General features: G+C 64.7%; 25 protein-coding genes and 2 pseudogenes. 9 read left to right on the top strand and 18 right to left on the bottom strand.

Features of this window, described 5'->3' with window-relative positions; genetic code table 11:
- Positions 1 to 56: 56 nt before the first annotated feature.
- Positions 57 to 230, top strand: a complete 174-nt coding sequence (locus tag AC1DGP_RS24490) for a DUF3309 family protein (RefSeq protein WP_441507290.1) — start codon at positions 57 to 59, stop codon at positions 228 to 230.
- Positions 231 to 236: 6 nt separating this feature from the next.
- Here AC1DGP_RS24490 and lhpI read toward each other — a convergent pair whose 3' ends face one another.
- The 7 genes and pseudogenes from lhpI to AC1DGP_RS24455 form a co-directional block, all read right to left on the bottom strand.
- On the bottom strand, positions 237 to 1,187 hold the full coding sequence (gene lhpI, locus AC1DGP_RS24485) for a bifunctional Delta(1)-pyrroline-2-carboxylate/Delta(1)-piperideine-2-carboxylate reductase (RefSeq protein ID WP_441490232.1): 951 nt from the start codon (positions 1,185 to 1,187) through the stop codon (positions 237 to 239).
- Between the two features lie 14 nt (positions 1,188 to 1,201).
- Complete coding sequence (locus AC1DGP_RS24480; RefSeq protein WP_441490233.1) at positions 1,202 to 1,540, bottom strand: LapA family protein; 339 nt, start codon at positions 1,538 to 1,540, stop codon at positions 1,202 to 1,204.
- Between the two features lie 49 nt (positions 1,541 to 1,589).
- The gene (ihfB, locus tag AC1DGP_RS24475; protein ID WP_043231503.1) at positions 1,590 to 1,874 is read right to left on the bottom strand and encodes an integration host factor subunit beta; all 285 of its coding nucleotides are present in this window, start codon (positions 1,872 to 1,874) and stop codon (positions 1,590 to 1,592) included.
- Between the two features lie 28 nt (positions 1,875 to 1,902).
- A complete protein-coding gene (gene sppA / locus AC1DGP_RS24470; RefSeq protein ID WP_441507291.1) occupies positions 1,903 to 2,871 on the bottom strand; it encodes a signal peptide peptidase SppA in 969 nt (322 codons plus the stop codon).
- Between the two features lie 85 nt (positions 2,872 to 2,956).
- Positions 2,957 to 4,246, bottom strand: a complete 1,290-nt coding sequence (locus AC1DGP_RS24465) for an Hsp70 family protein (protein ID WP_441507292.1) — start codon at positions 4,244 to 4,246, stop codon at positions 2,957 to 2,959.
- 88 nt (positions 4,247 to 4,334) lie between these two features.
- A pseudogene (rpsA, locus tag AC1DGP_RS24460) lies at positions 4,335 to 6,047 on the bottom strand (30S ribosomal protein S1); the annotation flags it as partial.
- 271 nt (positions 6,048 to 6,318) lie between these two features.
- Positions 6,319 to 6,849, bottom strand: a complete 531-nt coding sequence (locus tag AC1DGP_RS24455; RefSeq protein WP_441507293.1) for a GNAT family N-acetyltransferase — start codon at positions 6,847 to 6,849, stop codon at positions 6,319 to 6,321.
- A 136-nt stretch (positions 6,850 to 6,985) separates the two neighbouring features.
- Here AC1DGP_RS24455 and AC1DGP_RS24450 point away from each other — a divergent pair, with 136 nt between their 5' ends.
- From AC1DGP_RS24450 to AC1DGP_RS24440, 3 genes are all read left to right on the top strand, one after another.
- Complete coding sequence (locus tag AC1DGP_RS24450; RefSeq protein ID WP_441507294.1) at positions 6,986 to 7,414, top strand: GFA family protein; 429 nt, start codon at positions 6,986 to 6,988, stop codon at positions 7,412 to 7,414.
- 91 nt (positions 7,415 to 7,505) lie between these two features.
- Positions 7,506 to 8,063, top strand: coding sequence for a LemA family protein (locus AC1DGP_RS24445; protein ID WP_069882216.1), 558 nt, complete (start codon positions 7,506 to 7,508; stop codon positions 8,061 to 8,063).
- 30 nt (positions 8,064 to 8,093) lie between these two features.
- On the top strand, positions 8,094 to 9,146 hold the full coding sequence (locus AC1DGP_RS24440; protein ID WP_441507295.1) for a M48 family metallopeptidase: 1,053 nt from the start codon (positions 8,094 to 8,096) through the stop codon (positions 9,144 to 9,146).
- A gap of 119 nt (positions 9,147 to 9,265) precedes the next feature.
- Here the strand turns inward: AC1DGP_RS24440 and AC1DGP_RS24435 are convergent, their stop codons facing one another.
- Positions 9,266 to 9,874 (bottom strand): 2-hydroxychromene-2-carboxylate isomerase, encoded by a 609-nt coding sequence (locus AC1DGP_RS24435; protein ID WP_441490239.1) that lies wholly within the window; start codon positions 9,872 to 9,874, stop codon positions 9,266 to 9,268.
- A gap of 263 nt (positions 9,875 to 10,137) precedes the next feature.
- Between AC1DGP_RS24435 and AC1DGP_RS24430 the strand changes: the two genes are divergently transcribed.
- Positions 10,138 to 11,370 carry an argininosuccinate synthase gene (locus AC1DGP_RS24430; RefSeq protein ID WP_069877759.1) on the top strand — a complete coding sequence of 411 codons (1,233 nt, stop codon included), beginning with the start codon at positions 10,138 to 10,140 and terminating at the stop codon, positions 11,368 to 11,370.
- Between the two features lie 195 nt (positions 11,371 to 11,565).
- On the opposite strand, the gene AC1DGP_RS24425 is transcribed toward AC1DGP_RS24430, so the two are convergent.
- From AC1DGP_RS24425 to AC1DGP_RS24395, 7 genes are all read right to left on the bottom strand, one after another.
- A complete protein-coding gene (locus tag AC1DGP_RS24425; protein ID WP_441507296.1) occupies positions 11,566 to 12,651 on the bottom strand; it encodes a Rieske 2Fe-2S domain-containing protein in 1,086 nt (361 codons plus the stop codon).
- A 252-nt stretch (positions 12,652 to 12,903) separates the two neighbouring features.
- On the bottom strand, positions 12,904 to 13,149 hold the full coding sequence (locus tag AC1DGP_RS24420) for a DUF2188 domain-containing protein (RefSeq protein ID WP_069877761.1): 246 nt from the start codon (positions 13,147 to 13,149) through the stop codon (positions 12,904 to 12,906).
- A 107-nt stretch (positions 13,150 to 13,256) separates the two neighbouring features.
- Positions 13,257 to 14,090, bottom strand: coding sequence for an enoyl-ACP reductase FabI (gene fabI / locus AC1DGP_RS24415; RefSeq protein WP_069877762.1), 834 nt, complete (start codon positions 14,088 to 14,090; stop codon positions 13,257 to 13,259).
- 81 nt (positions 14,091 to 14,171) lie between these two features.
- A complete protein-coding gene (locus tag AC1DGP_RS24410) occupies positions 14,172 to 14,444 on the bottom strand; it encodes a DUF3303 domain-containing protein (RefSeq protein WP_069877763.1) in 273 nt (90 codons plus the stop codon).
- 6 nt (positions 14,445 to 14,450) lie between these two features.
- Complete coding sequence (fabB, locus tag AC1DGP_RS24405) at positions 14,451 to 15,677, bottom strand: beta-ketoacyl-ACP synthase I (protein WP_441490241.1); 1,227 nt, start codon at positions 15,675 to 15,677, stop codon at positions 14,451 to 14,453.
- A gap of 118 nt (positions 15,678 to 15,795) precedes the next feature.
- Positions 15,796 to 16,308 carry a 3-hydroxyacyl-[acyl-carrier-protein] dehydratase FabA gene (gene fabA / locus AC1DGP_RS24400; protein ID WP_043231524.1) on the bottom strand — a complete coding sequence of 171 codons (513 nt, stop codon included), beginning with the start codon at positions 16,306 to 16,308 and terminating at the stop codon, positions 15,796 to 15,798.
- 141 nt (positions 16,309 to 16,449) lie between these two features.
- Entirely contained in the window at positions 16,450 to 17,085 is a 636-nt protein-coding gene (locus AC1DGP_RS24395) for a LysE family translocator (protein WP_441507297.1), read from the bottom strand.
- A 171-nt stretch (positions 17,086 to 17,256) separates the two neighbouring features.
- On the opposite strand from AC1DGP_RS24395, the gene irrA reads away from it, so the two are divergent.
- Complete coding sequence (gene irrA / locus AC1DGP_RS24390) at positions 17,257 to 17,721, top strand: iron response transcriptional regulator IrrA (RefSeq protein ID WP_069877765.1); 465 nt, start codon at positions 17,257 to 17,259, stop codon at positions 17,719 to 17,721.
- Positions 17,722 to 17,805: 84 nt separating this feature from the next.
- Positions 17,806 to 18,585, top strand: coding sequence for an META domain-containing protein (locus AC1DGP_RS24385; RefSeq protein ID WP_441507298.1), 780 nt, complete (start codon positions 17,806 to 17,808; stop codon positions 18,583 to 18,585).
- A 12-nt stretch (positions 18,586 to 18,597) separates the two neighbouring features.
- On the opposite strand, the gene AC1DGP_RS24380 is transcribed toward AC1DGP_RS24385, so the two are convergent.
- Complete coding sequence (locus AC1DGP_RS24380) at positions 18,598 to 19,143, bottom strand: SH3 domain-containing protein (RefSeq protein WP_441479940.1); 546 nt, start codon at positions 19,141 to 19,143, stop codon at positions 18,598 to 18,600.
- A 191-nt stretch (positions 19,144 to 19,334) separates the two neighbouring features.
- Between AC1DGP_RS24380 and AC1DGP_RS24375 the strand changes: the two genes are divergently transcribed.
- Positions 19,335 to 20,330, top strand: coding sequence for a 2-hydroxyacid dehydrogenase (locus tag AC1DGP_RS24375; RefSeq protein WP_113517994.1), 996 nt, complete (start codon positions 19,335 to 19,337; stop codon positions 20,328 to 20,330).
- A 66-nt stretch (positions 20,331 to 20,396) separates the two neighbouring features.
- Here AC1DGP_RS24375 and AC1DGP_RS24370 read toward each other — a convergent pair whose 3' ends face one another.
- The gene (locus tag AC1DGP_RS24370; protein ID WP_441507299.1) at positions 20,397 to 20,783 is read right to left on the bottom strand and encodes a winged helix-turn-helix transcriptional regulator; all 387 of its coding nucleotides are present in this window, start codon (positions 20,781 to 20,783) and stop codon (positions 20,397 to 20,399) included.
- A gap of 100 nt (positions 20,784 to 20,883) precedes the next feature.
- Between AC1DGP_RS24370 and AC1DGP_RS24365 the strand changes: the two genes are divergently transcribed.
- The gene (locus AC1DGP_RS24365) at positions 20,884 to 21,873 is read left to right on the top strand and encodes a quinone oxidoreductase family protein (protein ID WP_441507300.1); all 990 of its coding nucleotides are present in this window, start codon (positions 20,884 to 20,886) and stop codon (positions 21,871 to 21,873) included.
- Between the two features lie 86 nt (positions 21,874 to 21,959).
- Here AC1DGP_RS24365 and AC1DGP_RS24360 read toward each other — a convergent pair.
- Positions 21,960 to 22,105: pseudogene (locus tag AC1DGP_RS24360) on the bottom strand (integrase core domain-containing protein); the annotation flags it as partial.

Raw genomic sequence — 22,105 nt, 5'->3', positions numbered from 1 at the left:
CCTGTCGCATCCTGTCGCATCGCGGCAGCGCGATGCGACAGGGAGAGGGGCGCGTCATGTCTACACTCGTTATCGTTCTGCTGGTCATCCTGCTGCTCGGCGGCGGCGGGTATTATGGCCATCGCAGCTACGGCAATGCCGGCCTCGGCGGTGTCGTCGGCGTCGTTCTGATGGTCGTTCTGGTGCTTTGGCTGCTAGGTGCAATCGGGGGCGTGCCCGTCCGTGTCTGACGGGATTCAGCTAGGATTGGCGAGGTGCCAGACCAGCATGGCCGCGGCGAGATCCTCGATCGCGGTACCGACCGACTTGAACAGCGTGATCTCGCCGTCCTCATTGGCCCCGGCGACTTCGCCGCGGCACAGTTGAGCCAGCGTGCCGGCGACCTTGTCCGCCTCATAAGCACCGGCCTTGATCGCGACCGCCACATCCCCGCCCTCCACCAGGGCGGCTTCAGTGTCGATGAAGACGCGCGCACGGTGCAGAGCCTCGTCATCGGCCTCGCGCATCGACAGATTGAAGGCGCCCACGAGGTCGAGATGGGCGTCGCGCTTCAGCCAGCGGCCCATGACAATGGGCTCTCGCGACAGAGTCGCGCAGGAAATCAGGTCGGCCTGCCGTGCGTCGCCCTCGAGGTCGTCGCTGACGCGCACGGTAATACCCTCCGCGGCCAGGGCTTCCACCACCGCCTCGCTTCCCTCGCGCCGGCGGCCCCAGATGGCGATATCCTCGAAATCGCGCACGGCACCGTGCGCCTTGATCAGGAAAGGCGCCAGCGCGCCCGAGCCGACCATCAGCATGCGCTTGCCATGGGGATGCCCGAGCTTGCGTGCGGCGAGCGCGGAGGCCGCGGCCGTCCGCCAGGCCGTGAGGCGCGCGCCATCAAGCGCGGCGAGCGGCGCGCCCGTCGAACCGTTCATGAGCAAGTATGTGCCCATCACGCTCGGCAGGCTCAGCGAGCCGTTCGACGGATAGACCGTGACGACCTTGGTGCCGAGGAAAGCCTCCGGCGCGGTCGGCCCGGTCCAGGCCGGCATCAGCAGAAGCGTGGCATGATCGGCCGGCCGTTCGATCTCGTGGTGATGGCGCACAGGCGTGACGATGTCGCCGCGAAAGGCTCCATCCAGCGCATCGATCAAGGCGGGGAAAGTGAGAAGGCGGTCGATCTCCGCCGCGGGGATAACGCGCATCTGTCTTTCGTCAATCAGTTGTTGCGGCTGGTCAGAGCCGGCAGGGCGGAATCGGGCACAGCGGCCCGCAATGACTGCGCCTCGCTGCGCAGAGCCTCGGCCTCGCGACGATTGCGTCGCGCCGCCTTGCGATGCTTGCCCTGCGCGATCCATGAGGCGAGGCCGCCGATCAGGACCCCCGCAGCAATCGCGGCCAGAACCACGGCGAAGAGCGGAAGATCGAAGGCCAGCGTCGGCGCGTCGCGGCTGAACGGATCGAGCGAGACCCGCACCGGGCCCCGGTTCGCGATCGAGAAGAGGACGATCGCCAAGGCGACCGGCACGAGGATCAGCGCCTTGAAGAAAGCTTTCATGGATTTTTCCTCGCGTGCCGCACGAGCGAGCCTGACATCCGGCTGGATGTCAGTGCTTGCCGTTCAGCCTCTGGCGAAGCTCCTTGCCGGTCTTGAAGACCGGCACGAACTTCTCTTCGACCTCGACCGCATCGCCGGTGCGAGGGTTGCGGCCGACCCTTGCGGCGCGGGCCTTGCGGGAGAATGCACCAAAGCCGCGCAGTTCGACACGGTCACCACGCCCCAGCGCCTTGACGACCTCGTCGAGGATAGCCGTGACGATGTTCTCGATATCGCGCTGGTAGAGGTGAGTGTTGCGCTCGGCGATGCGTTGAACGAGTTCAGATTTTATCATGTGTCCAATATAACCGATTGTATCAACATCACTTTTCGGCGACAGGCTGCCAGAGCGCCAAGGGCGCGTCAAGCCGCAGGCCAACCGGCTGATCGGCAGCCCGCGCAAGGATCACGGCCAGCGATTCCAGACCGGCTGCGCGGGCCATCGCCTCGCCAGCGCTCCACAGACCAAAGGCGGAGGCCTCGTTGCGGCGGCGCCAGTCACGCACCGGCAAATCCTTCGCGACATTCTTCTCGCGCTCGAGCCAGGCGATCGCCTCCGGCTCGCCGCCGATCTCGTCGACCAGCTTAAGGCCGACGGCCTGCCGGCCGGAATAGACGCGGCCGTCCGATACGACGGCAATCTCGGTCTCTCCGAGCTTGCGGCGGTCCCCGACGAGGCGCTTGAACCAATCGTAATTATCCTCGACCACACGTTGCAGCGCGGCGCGCGCCTCAGGCGAGGTCGGCTCAAAGCCGTTCGGCGCCGCCTTCAGCGGGCTCGATTTGATCTCCTCGACCTTGACCCCGACGGTGTCGAGCAGGCGGCCGACATTGGGAATCTGGAAGAGCACGCCGATCGAGCCGACGAGCGAGGTCTGGCGCGCCACGATGCGGTCCGCGCCCATGGCCGCGATATAGCCGCCCGAGGCGGCGAGCCCGTCAACGACCGCCACCATCGGCTTCTTGGCCGCCAGACTGCGCAGCGCGATGTGCAAGGCCTCGGAACCGCTGGTGGTGCCGCCGGGACTGTCGATCCGAACCACGACGGCGGACGCCCGACTGTCCTCGAGCGACTTGATGAGATCGAGCGTGCGCCTGTCCCCTGAGATGAAACCCGAAATGGTGACCCGCGCAATATGCGCGCGGGAGGTCGAACCGGGCGCGTTGCCGCTCCAGGCCAGCCCCGCGACGACAGCCGCCGCGATGACGCCAAGAACGGCGAGCAGGCGCCAGAGCGTCAGCTTACGCCGCAGGTTGCGGCGGTCGGCGAGCAGGTCTGCATCGGACGACATGGGGTAAACGCTCCTGTGGTCACGGACGCTGGCTGGGCCCGTGATGTAGCCTCGCCGCAGCGACGGGGCAAGGCGACGCTCGGCCTCAGGCGTCGAGCGTCGCTCTTTGCCGATCGAGCGCCAATAGCGCAAGGCCGCTCGCGACAGACCGGAAGGCGTCACCGATGTGAACACGTTCCGAGCCGAAGCGACGATCGAACAGGGCGCGCACGGCCGGGACATGCGATGTTCCGCCGGTCATGAAGACGGCCTCGATCGCACCGGATTCGACCTTGGCTTCGACGAGGGCGCGATCGAGCGCCGCCTCGATCGACGCGACGTCCTCGGCGATCCAGCTTTCGAAATCCGTCCGGCGGATCGTCCCCTCGATGCTGACATCCATCTGGCGGAAGTTCAGCACGGTCTCGTCCTGCGACGACAGCGCAACCTTGGCCGCCGAGACGGCGCGATAGAGTTCATAGCCAAGATCGTATTCGATCACGGTCAGCAGATCCTCGAGCTTGCCGGGCTCGACCGCGTCGCGGATCAGCGCCTTGAGCTCGGCCATGGTCTCGCGGCTCTTCATCAGCGAGAGCCTGTGCCACTGCGCGAAGGCCGCGTGGTAATGGGCGGGAATCGGCAGCAGCTTCTCGAAGGAACGATACTGCGAGCCCTTGCCGAGCCGCGGCGAAACGGCGTGTTCGATGATGCGATAGTCAAAGGTGTCACCGGCGACGCCGACACCGGCATGCGAGAGCGGGATCGCTTCCAGCCGCCCTGCCCCGCCAGGCTCGAAGCGCATCACGGAGAAGTCGCTCGTGCCGCCGCCGAAATCGGCGACCAGCATGGTCTGGGGCGTCTTCAGGTCGCGCGCATACCAGTAGGCCGCGCCGAGCGGTTCATAGGCGAAATCGACCTTGGGCATGCCAGCCTTCGCATAGGAGGCCGAGAGGCGCTTCACGGCCAGTTCCTCGTCCGGGCGCTCGCCGGCGAAGACGACCGGGCGGCCCGAGATCAGTGGCGTCTCCGAGAGATCGTCGAGCCCGGCACTGAGATCGGCGAGGAAGACGCCGATCAGGTCCTCGAGCCGATACAGCTTTCCAAACAGGCGCGTCTCCTGGAAGGCGCGGCTGGACAGATGCGTCTTCAGCGATTGCAGAAAGCGATGCTCGGTCGTCATGCCCAGCGCCATGTCGAGCGCATCAGGTCCGCTGACATGCACGACACGGGCCTGCGGCGGCCGGCCCTCACGCCAGAACATCAGCGCCGAGCGGTAGGCGTCGACGGCGCCCTGCTTCGTCGCAAAGCTGCGGGTCGAGACCGAACCATCCGGCCGTGCCAGGGCGACCACGCTGTTGGTGGTGCCGAAATCGATGCCGATCGCGATGTCGTTCATGCCGCTTCCTTTCGCCGAAACAAAAGCCCGCGCGGATTTCTCCGCGCGGGCTGATGGATGTGTCAGGCCGCGAGACGCGGCCCGAAGATCACTTCTTCTCGGTGCTGGCCTTCTTGAGGGCCGCGCCGAGGATGTCGCCAAGCGAGGCGCCGGAGTCGGACGAGCCGAACTGAGCGATCGCTTCCTTCTCTTCGGCCATTTCCAGCGCCTTGATCGACACCTGGATCTTGCGAGCCTTCTTGTCGAACAGGATGACGCGGGCATCGACCTTCTCGCCAGCCGCGAAGCGCTCGGGGCGCTGCTCGGAGCGCTCGCGTGCGATTTCGGCGCGCTTGATGAAGGTGGTCATGTCGGTGCCGGTGATCTTGACGTCGAGACCGGCTTCCTTGACCTCGATCACCTCACAGGTGACGACCTGGCCCTTCTTGAACTCGCCGGCATCCACGAAGGGATCGCCGCCAAGCTGCTTCAGGCCGAGCGAGATGCGCTCCTTCTCGACGTCCACATCGAGAACGACAGCCTGAAGCATATCGCCCTTCTTGTATTCTTCGATGACCTGCTCGCCCGGACGGTTCCAGTCGAGATCGGAGAGATGGATCATGCCGTCGATGTCGCCTTCGAGACCCAGGAAGAGACCGAACTCGGTCTTGTTCTTGACCTCGCCCTCGACCACCGAACCCGACGGGTGGGTCTCGGCGAAGACCTCCCACGGATTGCGCAGGGTCTGCTTGAGACCGAGCGAGATGCGGCGCTTGACCTGATCGACCTCGAGGATCGCGACGTCGACTTCCTGCGAGGTCGAGACGATCTTGCCGGGGTGGACGTTCTTCTTGGTCCACGACATCTCGGAGACGTGGATGAGGCCTTCGATGCCCGGCTCCACTTCGACGAACGCGCCGTAGTCCGTGATGTTGGTGACGCGGCCCTTGAGGCGCGCACCGACCGGATAACGGGCGGCGATGCCATCCCACGGATCGGCCAGCAGCTGCTTGATGCCAAGCGAGATGCGGTGCGTCTCCTGGTTGATCTTGATGATCTTGACCTTGACCGTCTGACCGATGGTTACGACCTCGGACGGATGGTTGACGCGGCGCCAGGCCATGTCGGTCACGTGCAGCAGGCCGTCGATGCCGCCGAGGTCAACGAACGCACCGTATTCGGTGATGTTCTTGACGACGCCGTCGATGACCTGACCCTCTTCGAGGCTGGCGACCAGCTCGGAACGGGCCTCGGCGCGGGTCTCTTCGAGAACCGTGCGGCGCGAAACGACGATGTTGCCGCGACGACGATCCATCTTGAGGATCTCGAACGGCTGCGGCTGGCCCATCAGCGGGCCGACGTCGCGGATCGGACGGATGTCGACCTGCGAACGCGGCAGGAAGGCGACGGCGCCGTCGAGGTCAACGGTGTAGCCACCCTTGACCGTGTTGAAGATCATGCCGGTGACCTTCTCGCGAGCCTCATAGGCCTTCTCGAGCTTGACCCAGCTTTCTTCGCGGCGAGCCTTGTCGCGCGAGATCACGGCTTCGCCGAGGGCGTTCTCGACCCGGTCGAGATAGACCTCGACCTCGTCGCCGACCTTGATGTCCTGGTCGCGGCCGGGGCCGGTGAATTCCTTGAGGGCGACGCGGCCTTCAGTCTTCAGGCCGACATCGATGATCGCCATATCTTTCTCGATGGCGACGACGATGCCCTTGATAACGGAACCTTCAAGCGCGTCGTTACGGGCGAAGGATTCCTCGAGCAGGGCGGCGAAGTCCTCGCGACCCGCGTGATAGCTTTCTACGGCTGACATGCATTCTCCTGACGCCGGTCGCGTATCCCGCGATAGCCGGCAAGCGCCGTTTGGGTTGGTGCTGCGGTCCGGACCGTCTCCGACGGCGCCTCATGGAGGCTGCCTCGCAGGGAGGCTGGCGGCGCTGAGCCGTCGAACATGATCCGTATCCGACGAGCTCGCTTCCAACACCAAACGGGAGCCAGCCTCAAAGGCCGCCCCCGGCTGTGATCGATCACGGCCCTTCGGACGAGGCGGATGTAGTCGATCAAGCGACGCACGGCAAGAGTTTTGCCCGTCAGCTGCTCGCAATCAGGTCGAAGCGCATGGCGCAGCGGCGCGCGATGGGAAGCCCGTGTATCTCTTCGCGCTCCAGGACCGCGCGGAGCCTTCCCTCGATCGCGCCGTCCTCGAGCGTCACGAAGCCGAGCCGGACATAGAAGCGTTCATTCCAGGCAAGAGCCCGGAAGGTGGTGAGTGTGAGGGCCCGCAGCCCACTTGCCCTGGCATGGCCGATGGCTGCGCCAACCAGGTGAGTGCCGATGCCCCTGCCCTGGCGGTCTGCACGGACCGCCAGCTCCCAGACATGCAATTCGGTGTCGATCCGCTCGGCACTGAGGAAGCCGACGACCTCGCCTGTCACGTCAAGAGCAACCCAACTCGTGCCAGCGACGATGCTGACGAGATGGGGCTCGGCCGACATCACGGCATCGTCCGCGATCCAGGCCAGGTCTGGTACGGTTCGGAAAATCTGGCCGGCGGAACGCTCGACCTCCGGAAGGCGGCCGGCGTCCTGCGGCACGGCGAGGCGGATCGTGATTTCGGCCATGTCACATCCAGTCATTCATCGCTCCGCAGCACTCGGCAATCGCGTTGGACATACTCCGATGACCGATGGGGGTTCCAGTCCACGCGGCGACGGGATAGGGCGAACCGGCGGTGAGGACACCGCGGGAGTTGGGGCAGTGAATCATGACGACCGGCGAACGGCCAGGCCGACGCACTATACCGGCGGATGCCTTTGCGGCTCGATCCGCTTCGAGGCCAAGGGCCCGGCCGAGAAGCCGCACACCTGCTCCTGCACCCTATGCCAGCGCCATACCGGAGCACTGACAGTCGCCTGGGTCGAGTTCGCCAGGGACGCAATCGCCTGGACCGGCCCCGGCGGGGCACCGTCGCTCTTCCGTTCGTCGGACTATTCGAGCCGGGCCTTCTGCCCGGCCTGTGGAAGCAGCATCGGCGCAGTCGATGACGATCCCGTCATGGCGCTGCTCCTCGGCTGTTTCGACAAGCCGCTCTCGGCGGAGCTGATGCCGACCTCCCACAGCTATCGCGACGGGCGGCCCGGATGGTGGCATGTGGAGGAAACAAAACGGGACGTCGGCGCTCCCTAGGTCCTTACAACTCGGCGCCCGGCCCCGCTTCCCCAGAGTTGCTCTTCATGCCACCTTGCGCGCCGCGCTGTCCGGCGCTGAGGAGAAATTCATGGGCTGGATCGTTCTCGGGCTCCTTGCGGCCGCTGCCATCTATCTTGTCATGACCTATAACGGGCTCGTTGCGATGCGGCAGCGGGTCAACCAGGCCTTCGCCGATATCGACGTCCAGCTGAAGCAGCGCCACGATCTGATCCCGAACCTTGTCGAGACCGTAAAGGGTTACGCCTCGCATGAGCGCGAGACCTTCGACGCGGTCGTCAAGGCACGCAACGCGGCCCTGTCGGCCCAAGGCCCGCAAGCGCAGGCAGCCGCGGAACAGCAGCTATCCGGCGCGCTGGGCCGCCTGCTCGCTCTTTCCGAGGCCTATCCCGACCTCAAGGCAAGCGCCAATTTCCAGCAGCTCCAGAGCGAACTCAGCAATGTCGAGGACAAGCTCGCGGCGGCGCGGCGCTTCTTCAATAACGCCGTCGGCGAGTTCAACGCTGCGATCCAGGCTTTTCCGGCCGTGTTCTTCGCGCCGCAGATGGGTTTCACCCCGCGGGAGTTCTTCGATGTCGGCGAGCAAGCACGCGCGCAGCTCGATGTCGCCCCCACTGTGAAGTTCTGACCGGCTCGAGAGCGGCAACGGAGCGGCGCCATGCCGGGTCAGGCCTTCGGGCTCTATACCCATATGCGCAACAACCGGATCCGGTCGGGTTTCCTGATCGCCGGGCTGTTCCTGCTGGTCTATCTGACAAGCTACGGCCTGATCCTGATTGCCTATGGCTATGGTGGGGTCGCGCGCGGACAGAGCGTCTATTCAGAGACGATCCACCTGTTCTGGTCCTGGTTTCCGTTCATCACGCTCGCGGCCACGGCCTGGGTCTTCATCGGCTTCAAGATCAATGTCGGGCTGATCGGCGCGGTCACCGGCGCCAAAGGCGTGACGCGGGAACAGAACCCCAAGCTCTACCGGATGCTGGAGAACCTCTGCATCTCGCGGGGGCTCACCGTGCCCAAGCTCTCGATCGTTGAAAGCGAAGCCCTCAATGCCTTCGCCAGCGGCGTCAACGACAAGCAGTTCACCGTCACGGTCACGACCGGCCTGATCCAGACCCTCACGGATGATGAGATCGAGGCCGTTCTTGCGCATGAGCTGACCCATATCCGCAATGGCGACGTCCGGATGATGATCATCGCCGTGGTGATCGCAGGCGTGATTTCGCTCATCGGCGAGATCATCTTCCGCAGCGTGGGGCGCGTGCGGGTCTCGTCCAACGATGACAAGAAAGGCAACGGCGTCGCCATCCTGCTCGGCGTCGCAATCATCGCAATCTCCTGGCTGCTCGCCGTGGTGATCCGCCTGTCTCTGTCGCGTTCGCGCGAGTATCTGGCCGATGCCGGGGCGGTCGAACTGACCAAGAATCCGGACGCGATGATCTCCGCGCTGCTCAAGATCGCCGGGCGCGCCGATATCGACGGAGTGCCGTCGGGCGTCATGGACATGTGCTTCGAGAACGATCCCGACGATTTCGCCGACCTGTTCTCGACACATCCCTCGATCACCAAACGCGTGCAGGCACTCGTCGAGACGGCAGGCGGCCGGATGCCGGCGATGCCGCCGCATCCGCCCAGGATGTCAGAGCGTCAGGATCTGCCGACCATGGTCGGGACGGCGCGCGGTCCGTGGGGCGCCAGGCCGCAGGACTGACCCGCGGCAGCCTCGTGCTCAAGGCATCGGTCCGACAAGTGGATTGCAGTCCTTTGGAAAGCCGGTGCACACACAGAAGGTTGGTTCACCGGACCGGATACAGGATCCGGCCCCATGATCTAACACCCATCCCGGGCCCAGCGGAGGGCCTCCCCCAGCCGATCATCTCCCCAGAACAATTCGCCATCGCCAGTGACGAAGGCCGGAGCGCCGAAGATCCCGAGCGATTTCGCGAGTTCGGTCTCGGCCTTCAGCCTGCCCTTGACCTCCTCGCTTCGCGAGGCCGAGAACGCGGAGCCGGGATCCGCGCCAGCCTCCTTCAGCGCCGCGACCAGTACGGCTTCCTCGGCAATGTTTCGTCCCTCGCAGAACGCAGCCCTGAACAGCGCCTTCGAGAAGGCGGGCATCCAGCCCGCCTCGCGCCCTGCGAGCGCGACGCGCGCCGCGACGAGGGAATTCTGCGGAAACGGGTTGGGCCGGACAAGCTTGATGCCGGCACGGGCGGTCTGGCGCTCGAGATCGCGCCACATATAGCGGCCCTTGTTCGGGAACAGGTTGAAAGGTGACGTCGTCCAGCCCTGGCCGGCAAAGATCGGTCCAAGCAGGAAGGGCCGCCAACGCAGCGCCACTCCCGCTTCGTCTGCCACGGCTTCAGCCCGCAAGGCACTCAGAAAGGAATAGGGTGACGCGAACTCGTACCAGAAGTCGAGGACGGGACGATTCGGCATTCAGCCTCCAGGTCGGTCATCGGTTTGAGTCGCGCTCGGGAAGCTTCGACCTGTCGCGGCGCGACTGCAAGCACGCAGGACGCGTGTTGCACAATCGGCATCGTTGATACCGACCCATCACGGGATGACGTTTGATCGATCAGAAGGTTCCGATTGCGTCGTCCCGAGGGCTGCGATAGTGCGCCATTGAGCCGAAAACAGGGCCATCCACAGTCGAAGCGTCCCCGGCATGGAAACATGCCGTCAGAGCAGGAAGATCATCGATGTCCGACAAGCGCGTGAAGAAGGTCGTGCTCGCCTATTCCGGCGGCCTTGACACCTCGATCATCCTGAAATGGCTGCAAACCACCTATGAATGCGAGGTGGTGACCTTCACCGCCGATCTCGGCCAGGGCGAGGAGCTGGAGCCCGCTCGCCAGAAGGCGCTGCTGCTCGGCATCAAGCCCGAGAACATCCATATCGAGGACCTGCGCGAGGAATTCGTCCGCGACTACGTCTTCCCGATGTTCCGGGCCAATGCCGCCTATGAAGGCGTCTACCTGCTCGGCACCTCGATCGCTCGCCCGCTGATCGGCAAGAAGCTGATCGAGATCGCCGAGAGGGTCGGCGCGGACGCCATCTCTCATGGCGCAACCGGCAAGGGCAACGACCAGGTCCGCTTCGAACTCACCGCCTATGCGCTGAAGCCCGATGTCGTGGTGATCGCGCCCTGGCGCGAATGGGACCTGCGTTCGCGCGAGCAGCTCATCGCCTTCGCCGAACAGCACCAGATCCCGATCGCCAAGGACAAGCGCGGCGAAGCGCCCTTCTCGGTCGACGCCAACCTGCTGCACGCCTCCTCGGAAGGAAAGGTGCTGGAGGACCCGGCGCAGGAAGTGCCGGATTACGTCTACTCGCGCACGATCTCGCCCGAGGATGCGCCGGACAAGCCGACCTATATCACCATCGACTTCGCCAAGGGTGATGCGGTCGCCATCGACGGCGTCTCGCTTTCACCCGCCACGCTCCTGGCGAAATTGAACGATCTCGGCCGCGACAACGGCATCGGCCGCCTCGATCTCGTCGAGAACCGCTTCGTCGGCATGAAGTCGCGCGGCATGTATGAGACGCCCGGCGGCACGATCCTGCACGCGGCGCACCGGGCGATCGAGTCGATCACGCTCGACCGGGGCGCGGCCCATCTCAAGGACGAGATCATGCCGAAATATGCGGAGCTGATCTATAATGGCTTCTGGTTCTCGCCTGAGCGCGAGATGCTGCAGGCGCTGATCGACAAGAGCCAGGAATTCGTCGCCGGCCAGGTTCGCCTGAAGCTGTACAAGGGCGGCGTCCACGTTGTCGGCCGCTCCAGCCCCTATTCGCTCTACGACCAGGATCTGGTGACCTTCGAGGAGGGCGCAGTCGCCTATGATCACCGCGACGCGGCGGGCTTCATCCGCCTGAACGCGCTGCGCCTGCGGACACTCGGCCAGCGCAAGAAGAAGCTCGGTCTCTGATCGGGCTTGTCCCTCACGCGCTGCGGCGTTCACCGCTGCAGCGCGGACCGGACCGCGCGATGAAAGAGAACGGCTCGGTCGCGCGCGAAACCGATCAGGCTGGCTGAGCCCGATCAGAGCGAGGCGCCGATAGTCTTGATCAGTCAGCGGCCGGGCCGAGCGTCCCGGCCCTGATCAACGAGGCTTGCAACAGCGTCAGGTGCGCCAGCGCAAACGCTCGGGTGCCAGCGTGTTCTGAAATGCCACGCCCGTGCGCCGGGCCGCGGCATAGTCACGCTTCAGCCGGAAATACCATTGCGCCAGCCGGTCGGCCTGACCCATCAGCAGCATTGTCGGCTTGCGCTCGAGACCCTGCTGGGCAAGTTCCAGGATATCCTGGTCCTGACGCAGAAAGGCCCGGGCGGCCCAGCGGATCGGCAGGGCCAGCGGCACCAGTTGCGGCAGGTCGGAGAGCAGCACATTCGTCAGCAGCGTCCGCTTCGCATCGATCGGCGTCGCGAAGGTCGCGTTCACGATGGTACGGTTGCCCACGGTGATCCGCTCGATCCGTTGTCCCGGCAACAGGAAATCCACTTCGGTCTGCGGCCGGCCGAGCAACCGATAGCCCCTGGAGTTCGCCGCTGCCCTATGGGCCGTCATCCGGAAGCCAAATGGCAGAGGGGCGAAGTCCTTGGTCTTCTCCCGCGCCGTCGCGGTTGGCCGCCACCACCAGGAATTATGGACGTAGCCGACATGGCCAGGATCGATCAGGCTGAGCACGCATAGATCGTAGGAGGCCTCGACCAGCACGGAAACGGACACGCGGCACCGCGGTACGCGCTGCAGCATCAGCTCGGGAACCGGCGGGGCCTCGGCCGGCTGCGAGCCCAGATAGACCCAGATGATGCCGTCCGCCTCTCGCACCGGAAAGCCCTGGACCCTGACCTGTCCGGGATCCGTCGCATCATCATGAACCAGGGTCGGCATTGCCAGGCACTGTCCGTCCGTGCCGAAGCGCCAGCCATGGAAGGGACATGTGAGAGCCACCCCGTCGAATTGTCCTTGCGATAGCGGCGCGCCCCGATGCGGGCAACGATCACGCAAAGCGAAGACTTCACCGCTGCGCCTGCGACCGATCACGATCTGTTCGCCAAGGATCGTCACGCTCTCGCGGGCGCCGGGAGCAAGTCGTCCCTTGCTCTTGGCGCAGTACCAGGCTTCGCGTGGCGGCTCGCGAAACTCGCTGGCCGCCGGCACCGCCTGCGCCACAGCATCGATCGGCGGGATCACTGAAACTGTCATTCGGGACCTTGGGTATCCTATGCCGCGCCGAAGGCTGGCGGCTCAGGCTCAAGGTCGACCTGGGGATTGCCGGTGCATTGCAGGCTGGTCTCGAAACGCACTGTCGCGCTCGGGGTGCCGGTTCGGATGCTCCCAAGGGCACTCGCGCCGGCGCAGCTAGAGCATCGGCCCAAAAAGTGGATTGCGGTTTTCGGGAAAAGCCGATGCAAGCACAGGTGACCTAGGCCGCGCAGATGAAGTGGCCGAGCTTCGTCACGGCTTGTCGACGATCCAGGTATGGGGCCGATCGCTGCCCTGCGCGAGCTCCTCGTGCCAATCACCCCGGGCATCCTGATAGACGATGCCGTCGGTGACGCCTGGTCGCTTCTGGCGGGCAGCGGCCTTGTTGGCCGCCTTGAGCGCGGCGTCATGCGACCGGAAGGTCTCGGATAGCGCACCGCCGACCTTGTAGGCCCAGCCGCCATCGTGCTCGACGATCTCGTACTTCACCATGACCATGGCCGTCCTCCGAGGATCACAAGCGGAACCGCCGGACGCCCCTCGGGTTCCACCGCCTCGAAGATAGTCCGAGCCGGCCCGATGATGAAGACCCAAATCGGCTTCGGCTACTCGCCGTTACCGCTATCAGCCGCGCGCAAACCTTCGAGCACCGGCATCGAGGTGACGTGATAGCCGGCATCGACATGATGAACGTCGCCGGTCACGCCGCCCGACAGATCCGAGAGGTAGTACAACGCCGAGCCACCGATCTCCTCGAGCGTCACCGACTTGCGCAAGGGCGAATTGGCCCGCTGCCATGAATACATGGCGCGCGCATCCGAAATGCCGGCGCCGGCAAGCGTGCGCACCGGCCCGGGCGAGAGTGCGTTGACGCGGATGCCGCGCGGACCGAAATCGGCGGCGAGATAGCGCATGCTCGCCTCGAGCGCCGCCTTGGCCACACCCATCACATTGTAGTTCGGCATCACCCGCGTCGATCCGCCATAGGTCAGCGTGATCATGCTGCCGCCTCTGGGCATGCGCTCGGCGGCGCGCTTGGCGGCTTCCGTGAAGGAGAAGCAGGAGATCACCATGGTGCGCGAGAAATTCTCGCGGCTGGTGTCGGCATAGAGGCCCTTGAGCTCGTTCTTGTCGGAGAAGCCGATGGCGTGAACGATGAAATCGAGCGTGTTGCGCTCGGGATCCCCACCCCAGGCCTCGTCGATCGCAGCGAAGGCGCCATCGACGCTTGCGATATCCTCGACATCGCAAGGCAGGACCAGCTTCGATCCGATGCTCTCCGCCAGCGGCTTCACGCGCTTGCCGAGCGCTTCGCCCTGATAGGTGAAGGCCATCTCGGCGCCATGGGCGTGGAGGGTCCGCGCAATGCCCCAGGCGATGGAATTCTGGTTGGCGACGCCCATGACGAGGCCGCGCTTGTTATGCATCAAGGGGAGCATGGGATGACTCTATTCGGGTCTTGGAAGGGTACTTAAGCAACAGGAAGTAAGACTGGATCAGGCGGGTAGGCTTGGCTCTTGCTACAGATGCTTGGCGATGGCTGCGGCCGTCGCCTTGGATGATGCCAGCGGCACGATCTCGAAGCGCGCGAGATCGCTCCATTCCAGCACCCATTCCTGCAGCACCGCGACATCGTCGCATTCCATCACCTGGAAGCAACGCGCCAGGTCTGCCTGGATCCAGCTGTCCACATAGCGCAGGCCATCGGGCATCATGCGGCCACGCTCGTGGAAGCGACGATAGATGTCCTTCACCCGCGCCTGGTCGAAATGCTCGATGACCATGAACAGCATGGAGGCTCAGACCTCCAGCCGCTTCATCACGATGGTCGCATTCGTTCCGCCGAAGCCGAAGGAATTCGAGAGCACGCAACCAAGGCCGGCATTGTCGATGCGCTTGCGCACGATCGGCATGTCGGCAAAGGCGGGATCGAGCTCCTCGATATGGGCGCTTTCGCAAATGAAATCGTTGTTGAGCATCAGGAGCGAATAGATCGCCTCCTGAACGCCGGTCGCACCCAGCGAATGGCCGGTCAGCGACTTTGTCGCCGAGATCGGCGGGCTCTTCTCGCCGGCGCCGAAGACCTCGCGGATCGCCTCGATCTCCTTGGCATCGCCGACCGGGGTCGAGGTGCCGTGAGGGTTGATGTAGTCGACCTTGGCCTTCACGCCCTGCAGAGCCATCCTCATGCAGCGCACCGCGCCCTCACCGGAGGGGGCCACCATGTCGTAACCGTCCGACGTCGCGCCATAGCCGACGATCTCGCCATAGATGCGTGCGCCGCGCGCCTTGGCGTGTTCCAGTTCCTCAAGCACCACCACGCCGGCCCCGCCGGCGATGACGAAGCCGTCGCGCCTGACGTCATAGGCGCGCGACGCCCGTGACGGCGTCTCGTTGAAATTGGTCGACATGGCGCCCATAGCGTCGAACAGGACGGAGAGCGTCCAGTCCAGTTCCTCGCAGCCACCAGCGAAGATCACATCCTGCTTGCCCCACTGGATCAGCTCATAGGCATTGCCGATGCAGTGGTTCGACGTCGCGCAGGCCGAGGAGATCGAGTAGTTCACGCCCTTGATCTTGAACCAGGTCGCAAGCGTAGCCGACGCGGTCGAGGACATGCCCTTGGGCACCGCAAACGGGCCGACCTTCTTCGACGATCCGCTTTCGCGGGCCTTGTCATAGGCGTCGATCAGGGCGCGGGTCGAGGGACCGCCCGAGCCCATGACGATGCCGGTCCGCTCGTGGCTGATCTCGCCGGCCTCGAGGCCGGCATCCGCAATCGCCTGCTCCATGGCAACATGGTTCCAGGCGGAACCGCCGCCATGGAAGCGCATGGCGCGACGGTCGACCACGCTGGCGGCGTCGAGTGTCGGAGCGCCGCCGACGCGGCTGCGGAAACCATGTTCCGCAAATTCTGGCATGAAGGCGATGCCGGATTTGGCCTCGTGCAGCGAGGACAGCACTTCCTGCGTATTGTTGCCGATGGACGAGACAATGCCCATCCCTGTGACCACAACGCGTCTCATGCTCGTTTCTCCGGCTTTCTCGTCACGGACCGGACCTCGCGGAGGTCCGGTCTATCTTCTCAATCACGCGCAGATGGACCGCTCAGACGGCGAGCGCAAGGCCGGTGCGCGGTTTTACTCAGGCGCCTTCAGGCTTGAACAAGCCAACGCGCATATCTGAGACCGTATAGATTCGCTTGCCATCCGCCTCCAGCCAGCCGTCGGCGATGCCGAGCACAAGCTTGGACTTGAAGACCCGCTTGAATTCGACGCCGTAGACGACCTGCTTGACGCTGGGCAGGACCTGGTCCGCGAATTTCACCTCGCCGACGCCAAGTGCCCTGCCCCGGCCCGGCAGCCCGAGCCAGCCGAGGAAGAAGCCGGTGAGCTGCCAGAGCGCATCGAGCCCGAGGCAGCCCGGCATCACCGGATCGCCCTTGAAATGGCAATCGAAGAACCAAAGATCCGGCCGGACATCGAATTCGGCGCGCACGAAGCCCTTGCCATGAGGACCACCATTCTCGGCGATCTCGGTGATGCGATCGAACATCAGCATCGGCGGCAGCGGCAACTGCGCATTACCAGGTCCGAAAAGTTCCCCGCGACCGCAGCTGAGGATCTCCTCGTAGCTGAATGACGACTGACGCTCCATACTGCCCCGCTCCGTATCGACCGTTTGGCCAAGCCCTATCCGGCATTGGCGATGGTCATGTGCTCTCGGAGCCGTGCGTAACACGGGCCTGCGCCGAAACGAAAGGGCGCAACCCGGGTCTTCCGCCCGAAAGATCGGCGATCACAGGCTGCGCAAGCCTTGCCAGGCCGTCATGGCGGCCACCAGAACAAGCAACGCACCGACCGCACGACCAACCAGCATGGTTGCCTGGCGGTTGCCCGCAAGCACGGTGCGGCTGCCTGCCGCAGCGAGTGCGAGCGAGCCGTAGACCGCAAACTGCGTCCCGGCGATGATCAGACTCAGGATCGCGGCCTGCAACCAGATCGCGCCMGCCTCCGGCCTCAGGAACTGCGGGAAGACGGCCAGCATGAAGAGATAGGCTTTCGGATTCAGCAGATTGGTCAAGGCCCCCTGCCGGAACGCTGTCCAGCTATTGCAACGCCGCGTCTCCAGGACCGGCGCGAAGGATGCGCCTCCGCGCAGCAATGCAAGGCCGATCCAGGCGATATAGGCCGAGCCCAGCAGCAGCATGACGTCGAAGGCCATCGGCACGAGCCGAAGCACCGCACTCACGCCCAGGACACCCACCACGACATGGCAGATGCCGGCCGCGATCACTCCCGCCGTCGCATAGAGGCCAGAGCGGCGCCCACCGGCGAGCGCGTTCGCCAGCACGAAAGCCATATCCATGCCCGGCACGATGACGATACCGAAAACCAGACTGAAGAAGAGCCAGAGATGTACGGTCTCGGACATGGCAGCCTCCGAACCATCAGCCGCGATCATGCGTGGAGAGGCACCCGAATCCTGTCAGGAGGCTGGCGGAAGCTTGCGAGGGCGAAAGCAAGGCCTTACATCTCATCTAAACTAGGCGCCGCATCATCGCGGCACGCCGATCACTGCAAACCAGAAGGACCGAGCCTGCGCATGAGCGATCTGATCTCCCAGAACCAGGGCTACGGATCGAGCGATCGGCAGGGCTGTCCGTTCCATGACGTACGCCAGCGGCTGCGCCGCGTCGGGCTTCGTCCGACACGGCAGCGCGTTTCGCTCGGTTGGCTGCTGTTCGCCAAGGGCGACCGGCACGTCAACGCCGAGATGCTCTATGAGGAAGCGATGAAGGCGCGCGTGCCGGTGTCGCTTGCGACCGTCTACAATACGCTGCACCAGTTTACCCAGGCCGGCCTGCTGCGCGAGCTCGCAATCGACGGCGCCAAGACCTTTTTCGACACAGACAATAGCGACCACCATCATTTCGTGGTCGATGGCGAGAATACGGTGATCGATATTCCAGCCTCGGCGGTCGACGTCGCTGCTCTGCCGGAGCCTCCGACAGGTTACGAAATCGCTCGCGTCGATGTCGTCGTGCGTTTGCGCAAGATCGCCGGCTGACGCAACGCGTCCAGCCTTCACTCACAGGATGCCTATGCTGCGAGCCCTCTGCGCGGGCATTGTTGCGTCGCCAGGAGACCATGCGTGACCAATGAGCCGAGCAAGGCCCTGATCTCCCGCCGCAGTCTGACCGGCCTCGTGGCCCTGGCGCTGGTCACTCCCGCCGGAAGCGCGATCGCCTCGCCGATGACATTGCGTGGAACGGTGTTCTTCCGCGAGCGCATCGCGCTGCCACGGACGGCGATCGTCGAGGTCCGCCTGCTCGATGTCTCGCTGGCCGACGCGCCCGCCAAGACGATTGCCGAGACACGCCTTCGGGCGCGCCGCAATCCGATCCGTTACACGCTGCGTTTCGACCGCGCGCTGATCGAGCCGCGCTGGACCTATGCCCTGCAGGCGCGCATCACCGACGGCGAGCGCCTGCTGTTCATCAACACGACCCGCCACACCGTCTTCGACGGCGGCCGCAACGACACGACGATCCGGGTCGAACATGTCGCCCGCGACCAGGCTGAAGCGCCGCGACCAGCCACGCCGGTCGGGCGCTGGCTCGCCGAGGATATTCGCAGCGGCGGCGTGATGGACCGGCTGCAATCGGTGCTTGAGCTCGCGGCGGACGGCAAGGTCAGTGGCACGGGCGGCTGCAACCGCATGAGCGGCAGCGCTAAGATCAGCGGGCCCCAGATCGCCTTCGGCCCGCTCGCCTCCACGCGCATGGCCTGCACGCCGGCTGCGATGAATCAGGAAAGCAAGTTCTTCGCAGCGCTGGAAGCCGCTCGCGGCTGGCGCATCGACCAGCGCCAGGACAAGCTCGTCCTGCTGGATGCGGGCGGCTCGCCGATCATGCGTCTCGCCAGGATGTAGCGCGTAAAGGGATCAGTCGACCTTCTCGTTCGGGTAGACCCCCCAGAGACGCTCCTGCTTGATATAGCCGTTCATCTTGGCGACGCCGACGCGGCACCAGGAATTCGCGCAGTTCACCACATTGACGATCACGCCCGGCTGCAGACGGGCGGTCACGGCCGATCCGGCGTCGGCGTTCGCATGGAGCGTGAAGACCTCGTCCTTGACCTTCGACCAGGGGGCGACAAGGGCCGTGCGCCGCCCCGAGAGCAGGCTGTGAAGCACCCAGCCCTCCGAGCCGTCGGCATCGCGCACGCGGCGCCAGGTCTCGAATTCGGCGGTGATCTCGACGGGCAGACCCGCACGCTGGAACACCCAGCTCGTGCGATGCTCCTTGGAGGGGCCTTCGCGCAGATTGACCCGGTCCGACTTCAGACTGACATAGCGCGGGATCGGCAGCCCGGTCACGGAACCGGCCGTCATGTCCTGGGCGAGAACAGCCGAGCCTGAGCCGAGATTTGCAAGCATTGCCGCCGCCAAAACCAGGCTCCGCATCATCAGACCGCTCATCCGCACCATCTCCGCATCATGTTCGTGCTCCGCCATGGTCCGGGTACCCGGCGAAGGGTCATGTTGTCATCCGACGCGCCGCCTTCTAGACACGAACCAGCGCGTGAACACGTCGTTCTCATTCCTGATACGCCTTAGTTAATGGCGGGTTGAGGCGGAACGGCGGCGTTGTCGCAGGGCTGCGGGGAGAGGAGCCGTCAATGACGAAGAAGAAGCCGCTGGTCGTGGTCACACGCAAGCTGCCGGCCGTCGTCGAAACGCGCATGCGCGAGCTGTTCGACGCCCGTCTCAATATCGATGACGCCCCGATGAGCCAGGCTGCGCTGGTCGAGGCGGTCAAGACCGCTGACGTGCTGGTTCCGACCGTGACCGACCGGATCGATGCCGGGATCATCGCCCAGGCTGGCGATCAGTTGCGCCTGATCGCCAATTTCGGCAATGGCGTCGACAATATCGATGTCGCCAGCGCCGTGCAGCGCGGCATCACCGTGACTAACACGCCAGGCGTGTTGACCGACGACACGGCCGACATGACGATCGCCCTCATCCTGGCCGTGGCGCGACGGATTTCGGAGGGCGCCCGCATCATCTCGGACGACGAGTGGGGCGGCTGGTCGCCGACCTGGATGCTGGGCCGGCGCATCACCGGCAAGCGCCTCGGCATTGTCGGCATGGGCCGGATCGGCCAGGCGGTGGCGAAGCGGGCCGCGGCCTTCGGCCTCTCGATCCATTATCACAACCGCCGGCGCGTCGATGCGCGCATCGAGGAGGCACTCGACGCGACCTACTGGGATTCGCTCGACCAGATGCTGGCGCGGATGGATATCGTCTCGATCAACTGCCCGCACACACCGGCGACCTATCACCTGCTCTCGGCCCGCCGTCTGAAGCTGATGAAGCCCGACGCCATCCTTGTGAACACGGCGCGCGGCGAAATCGTCGACGAGACGGCGCTTGCGCGCATGCTGGAAGCGGGAGAACTTTCCGGCGCCGGTCTCGACGTGTTCGAGCACGAGCCCGCCGTGAACCCGCGCCTGCTCAAGCTGGCCCGCAGCCACAAGATCGTCGTGCTGCCCCATATGGGTTCGGCAACGCATGAAGGCCGGGCCGATATGGGTGAGAAGGTCATCGTCAACATCAAGACCTTCATGGATGGTCACAAGCCGCCGGACCGCGTGCTGCCGAGCATGCTGTAGGCGACGGCCCGATCGGGCCAGAACAGCTCCCCAGGATCCGCTTGGTCCACCCAATTGAAGGCAAGGTCAGGCTGCAGCAGCTCGCTCAGCCGGAGGAAGCCGGCATTCCGACAGGCTGGCGAGATCGTCGAGATCGGCCGCGTGCTTGCGTCCCCAGTCGCATAGGGACCGGATGATCGGCTCCAGGCTGTGCCCGAGTGCGGTCACGGAATAATCGACGCGCGGCGGCACTTGCTGAAGGATCTCGCGATGGACGAGCCCATGCTCTTCCATCTCGCGCAATTGCTGGATCAGGACCTTCTGGCTGATCCGCGGCATCTGCTTCTTCAACTCCGTGAGACGCCTCGGCTGATCGAAGAGCTGGTAGAGGATGATCGCCTTCCAGCGTCCCGCAATCACCTTCAGCGCGCGCTCGACCGGCTGTACCGGCAGGCGCTTCATCGGATCGGCCATGGTTACCTTCCGGTCTGTAAGAGACAAATCGGTGTGTAGTCGTTGGACCGCATCATAGCCCAGAACGCCCGGCAGGATCATTCACTGTCGCGAGGCGCCCATGAAGGCCATCCAGATCAGCCGCTTCGGCGGCCCCGATATGCTCATACCCACCGACGTCGCGAAGCCGCTCCCCCGCCCCGGCGAGGTGCTGATCCGCGTCCGCGCAGCCGGGGTCAACTTCTTCGAGACGCTACAGAGGCAGGATCGCTATGGCGCGACGCCCGTTCTGCCCATGATCCCCGGCGTCGAGATCGCCGGCACGATCGAGACTCTCGGCGAAGGGGCCTCCGGCTTTCAGCGCGGCGATCGGGTCGCCGTCCCGCTCTTCGCGGCCGGCATCTTCTCAGGCGGCTACGCTGAATATGTCGCAGCCGATGCGGCTCACGTCGTTGCGCTCCCCCCGGGCCTTCCGTTTGAGACAGCCGCGGCCCTGATGGTGCAGGGCCTGACAGCCCTCCATCTCTTTCGACAGGCACAGCCTGCGGGCAAGACAGTCCTGATCAATGCCGCAGCAGGGGGCGTCGGCAGCCTGCTCGTGCAGATGGCCAAACATGCAGGAGCGAAGCGTGTCATCGCGGCAGCAAGCTCGCAGGACAAGCTCGCCCTCACCCGGGACCTCGGGGCCGATGCGGGCGTCGATTACACGCAACCCAATTGGGGTGTTCAGGTCCAGGCCGCGACCGGCGGCGCGGGGCCCGACATCATCTACGAATCAGCGGGCGGAAAGATTGCAGTGACAAGTCTGGAGCTGCTCGCTCCCTCTGGCTGGATCGTCCTCTTCGGAGCGCTGAACACCCGGGATGCTGGACTGGACATGTCCCAGTTGCAGAAGCTCATCTCCAGCAATCAATTGCTTGCCGGTTTCAGCCTGCTGCCGCTACTGACCGCCGAGAACGTCAAAACCGACCTCGCCATGCTATTCGGCCTGGCCGAGCGTGGCGAGCTCACCGTGCTTTCCGGCGGCAGCTTTCCCCTGGAGCAGGCGGCCGCGGCGCATGAAGCATTGGAAAGCCGGCGTTCGGCCGGCAAGATCGTGCTGGTGCCCTGAGCGAAGCGAGGCCAAGAGCATGCCGCGAAAAGTGGCAACGGTTTTTCGCATAAAGCATGCTCTAAACTATGAGAGTCGATCACGCTGTGGAGCGTCAACAGGTTGTCCTCGTCGCGAGCGAGTCTGCTGATGGGTGTCTTGGCCTGGATTCCGCCGTGGGGGCGATGCCAATTGTAATGATGGAGCCAGCGCGGCAGCTCTTCGGCTCTGCGCTCTGAGTGGGGATAGGGTC

Source organism: Allobosea sp. 05T433 (genome assembly GCF_056396065.1).
The sequence above is the reverse complement of the archived record's forward strand: the minus strand, read 5'-3'. Positions and strand labels throughout refer to the sequence as shown.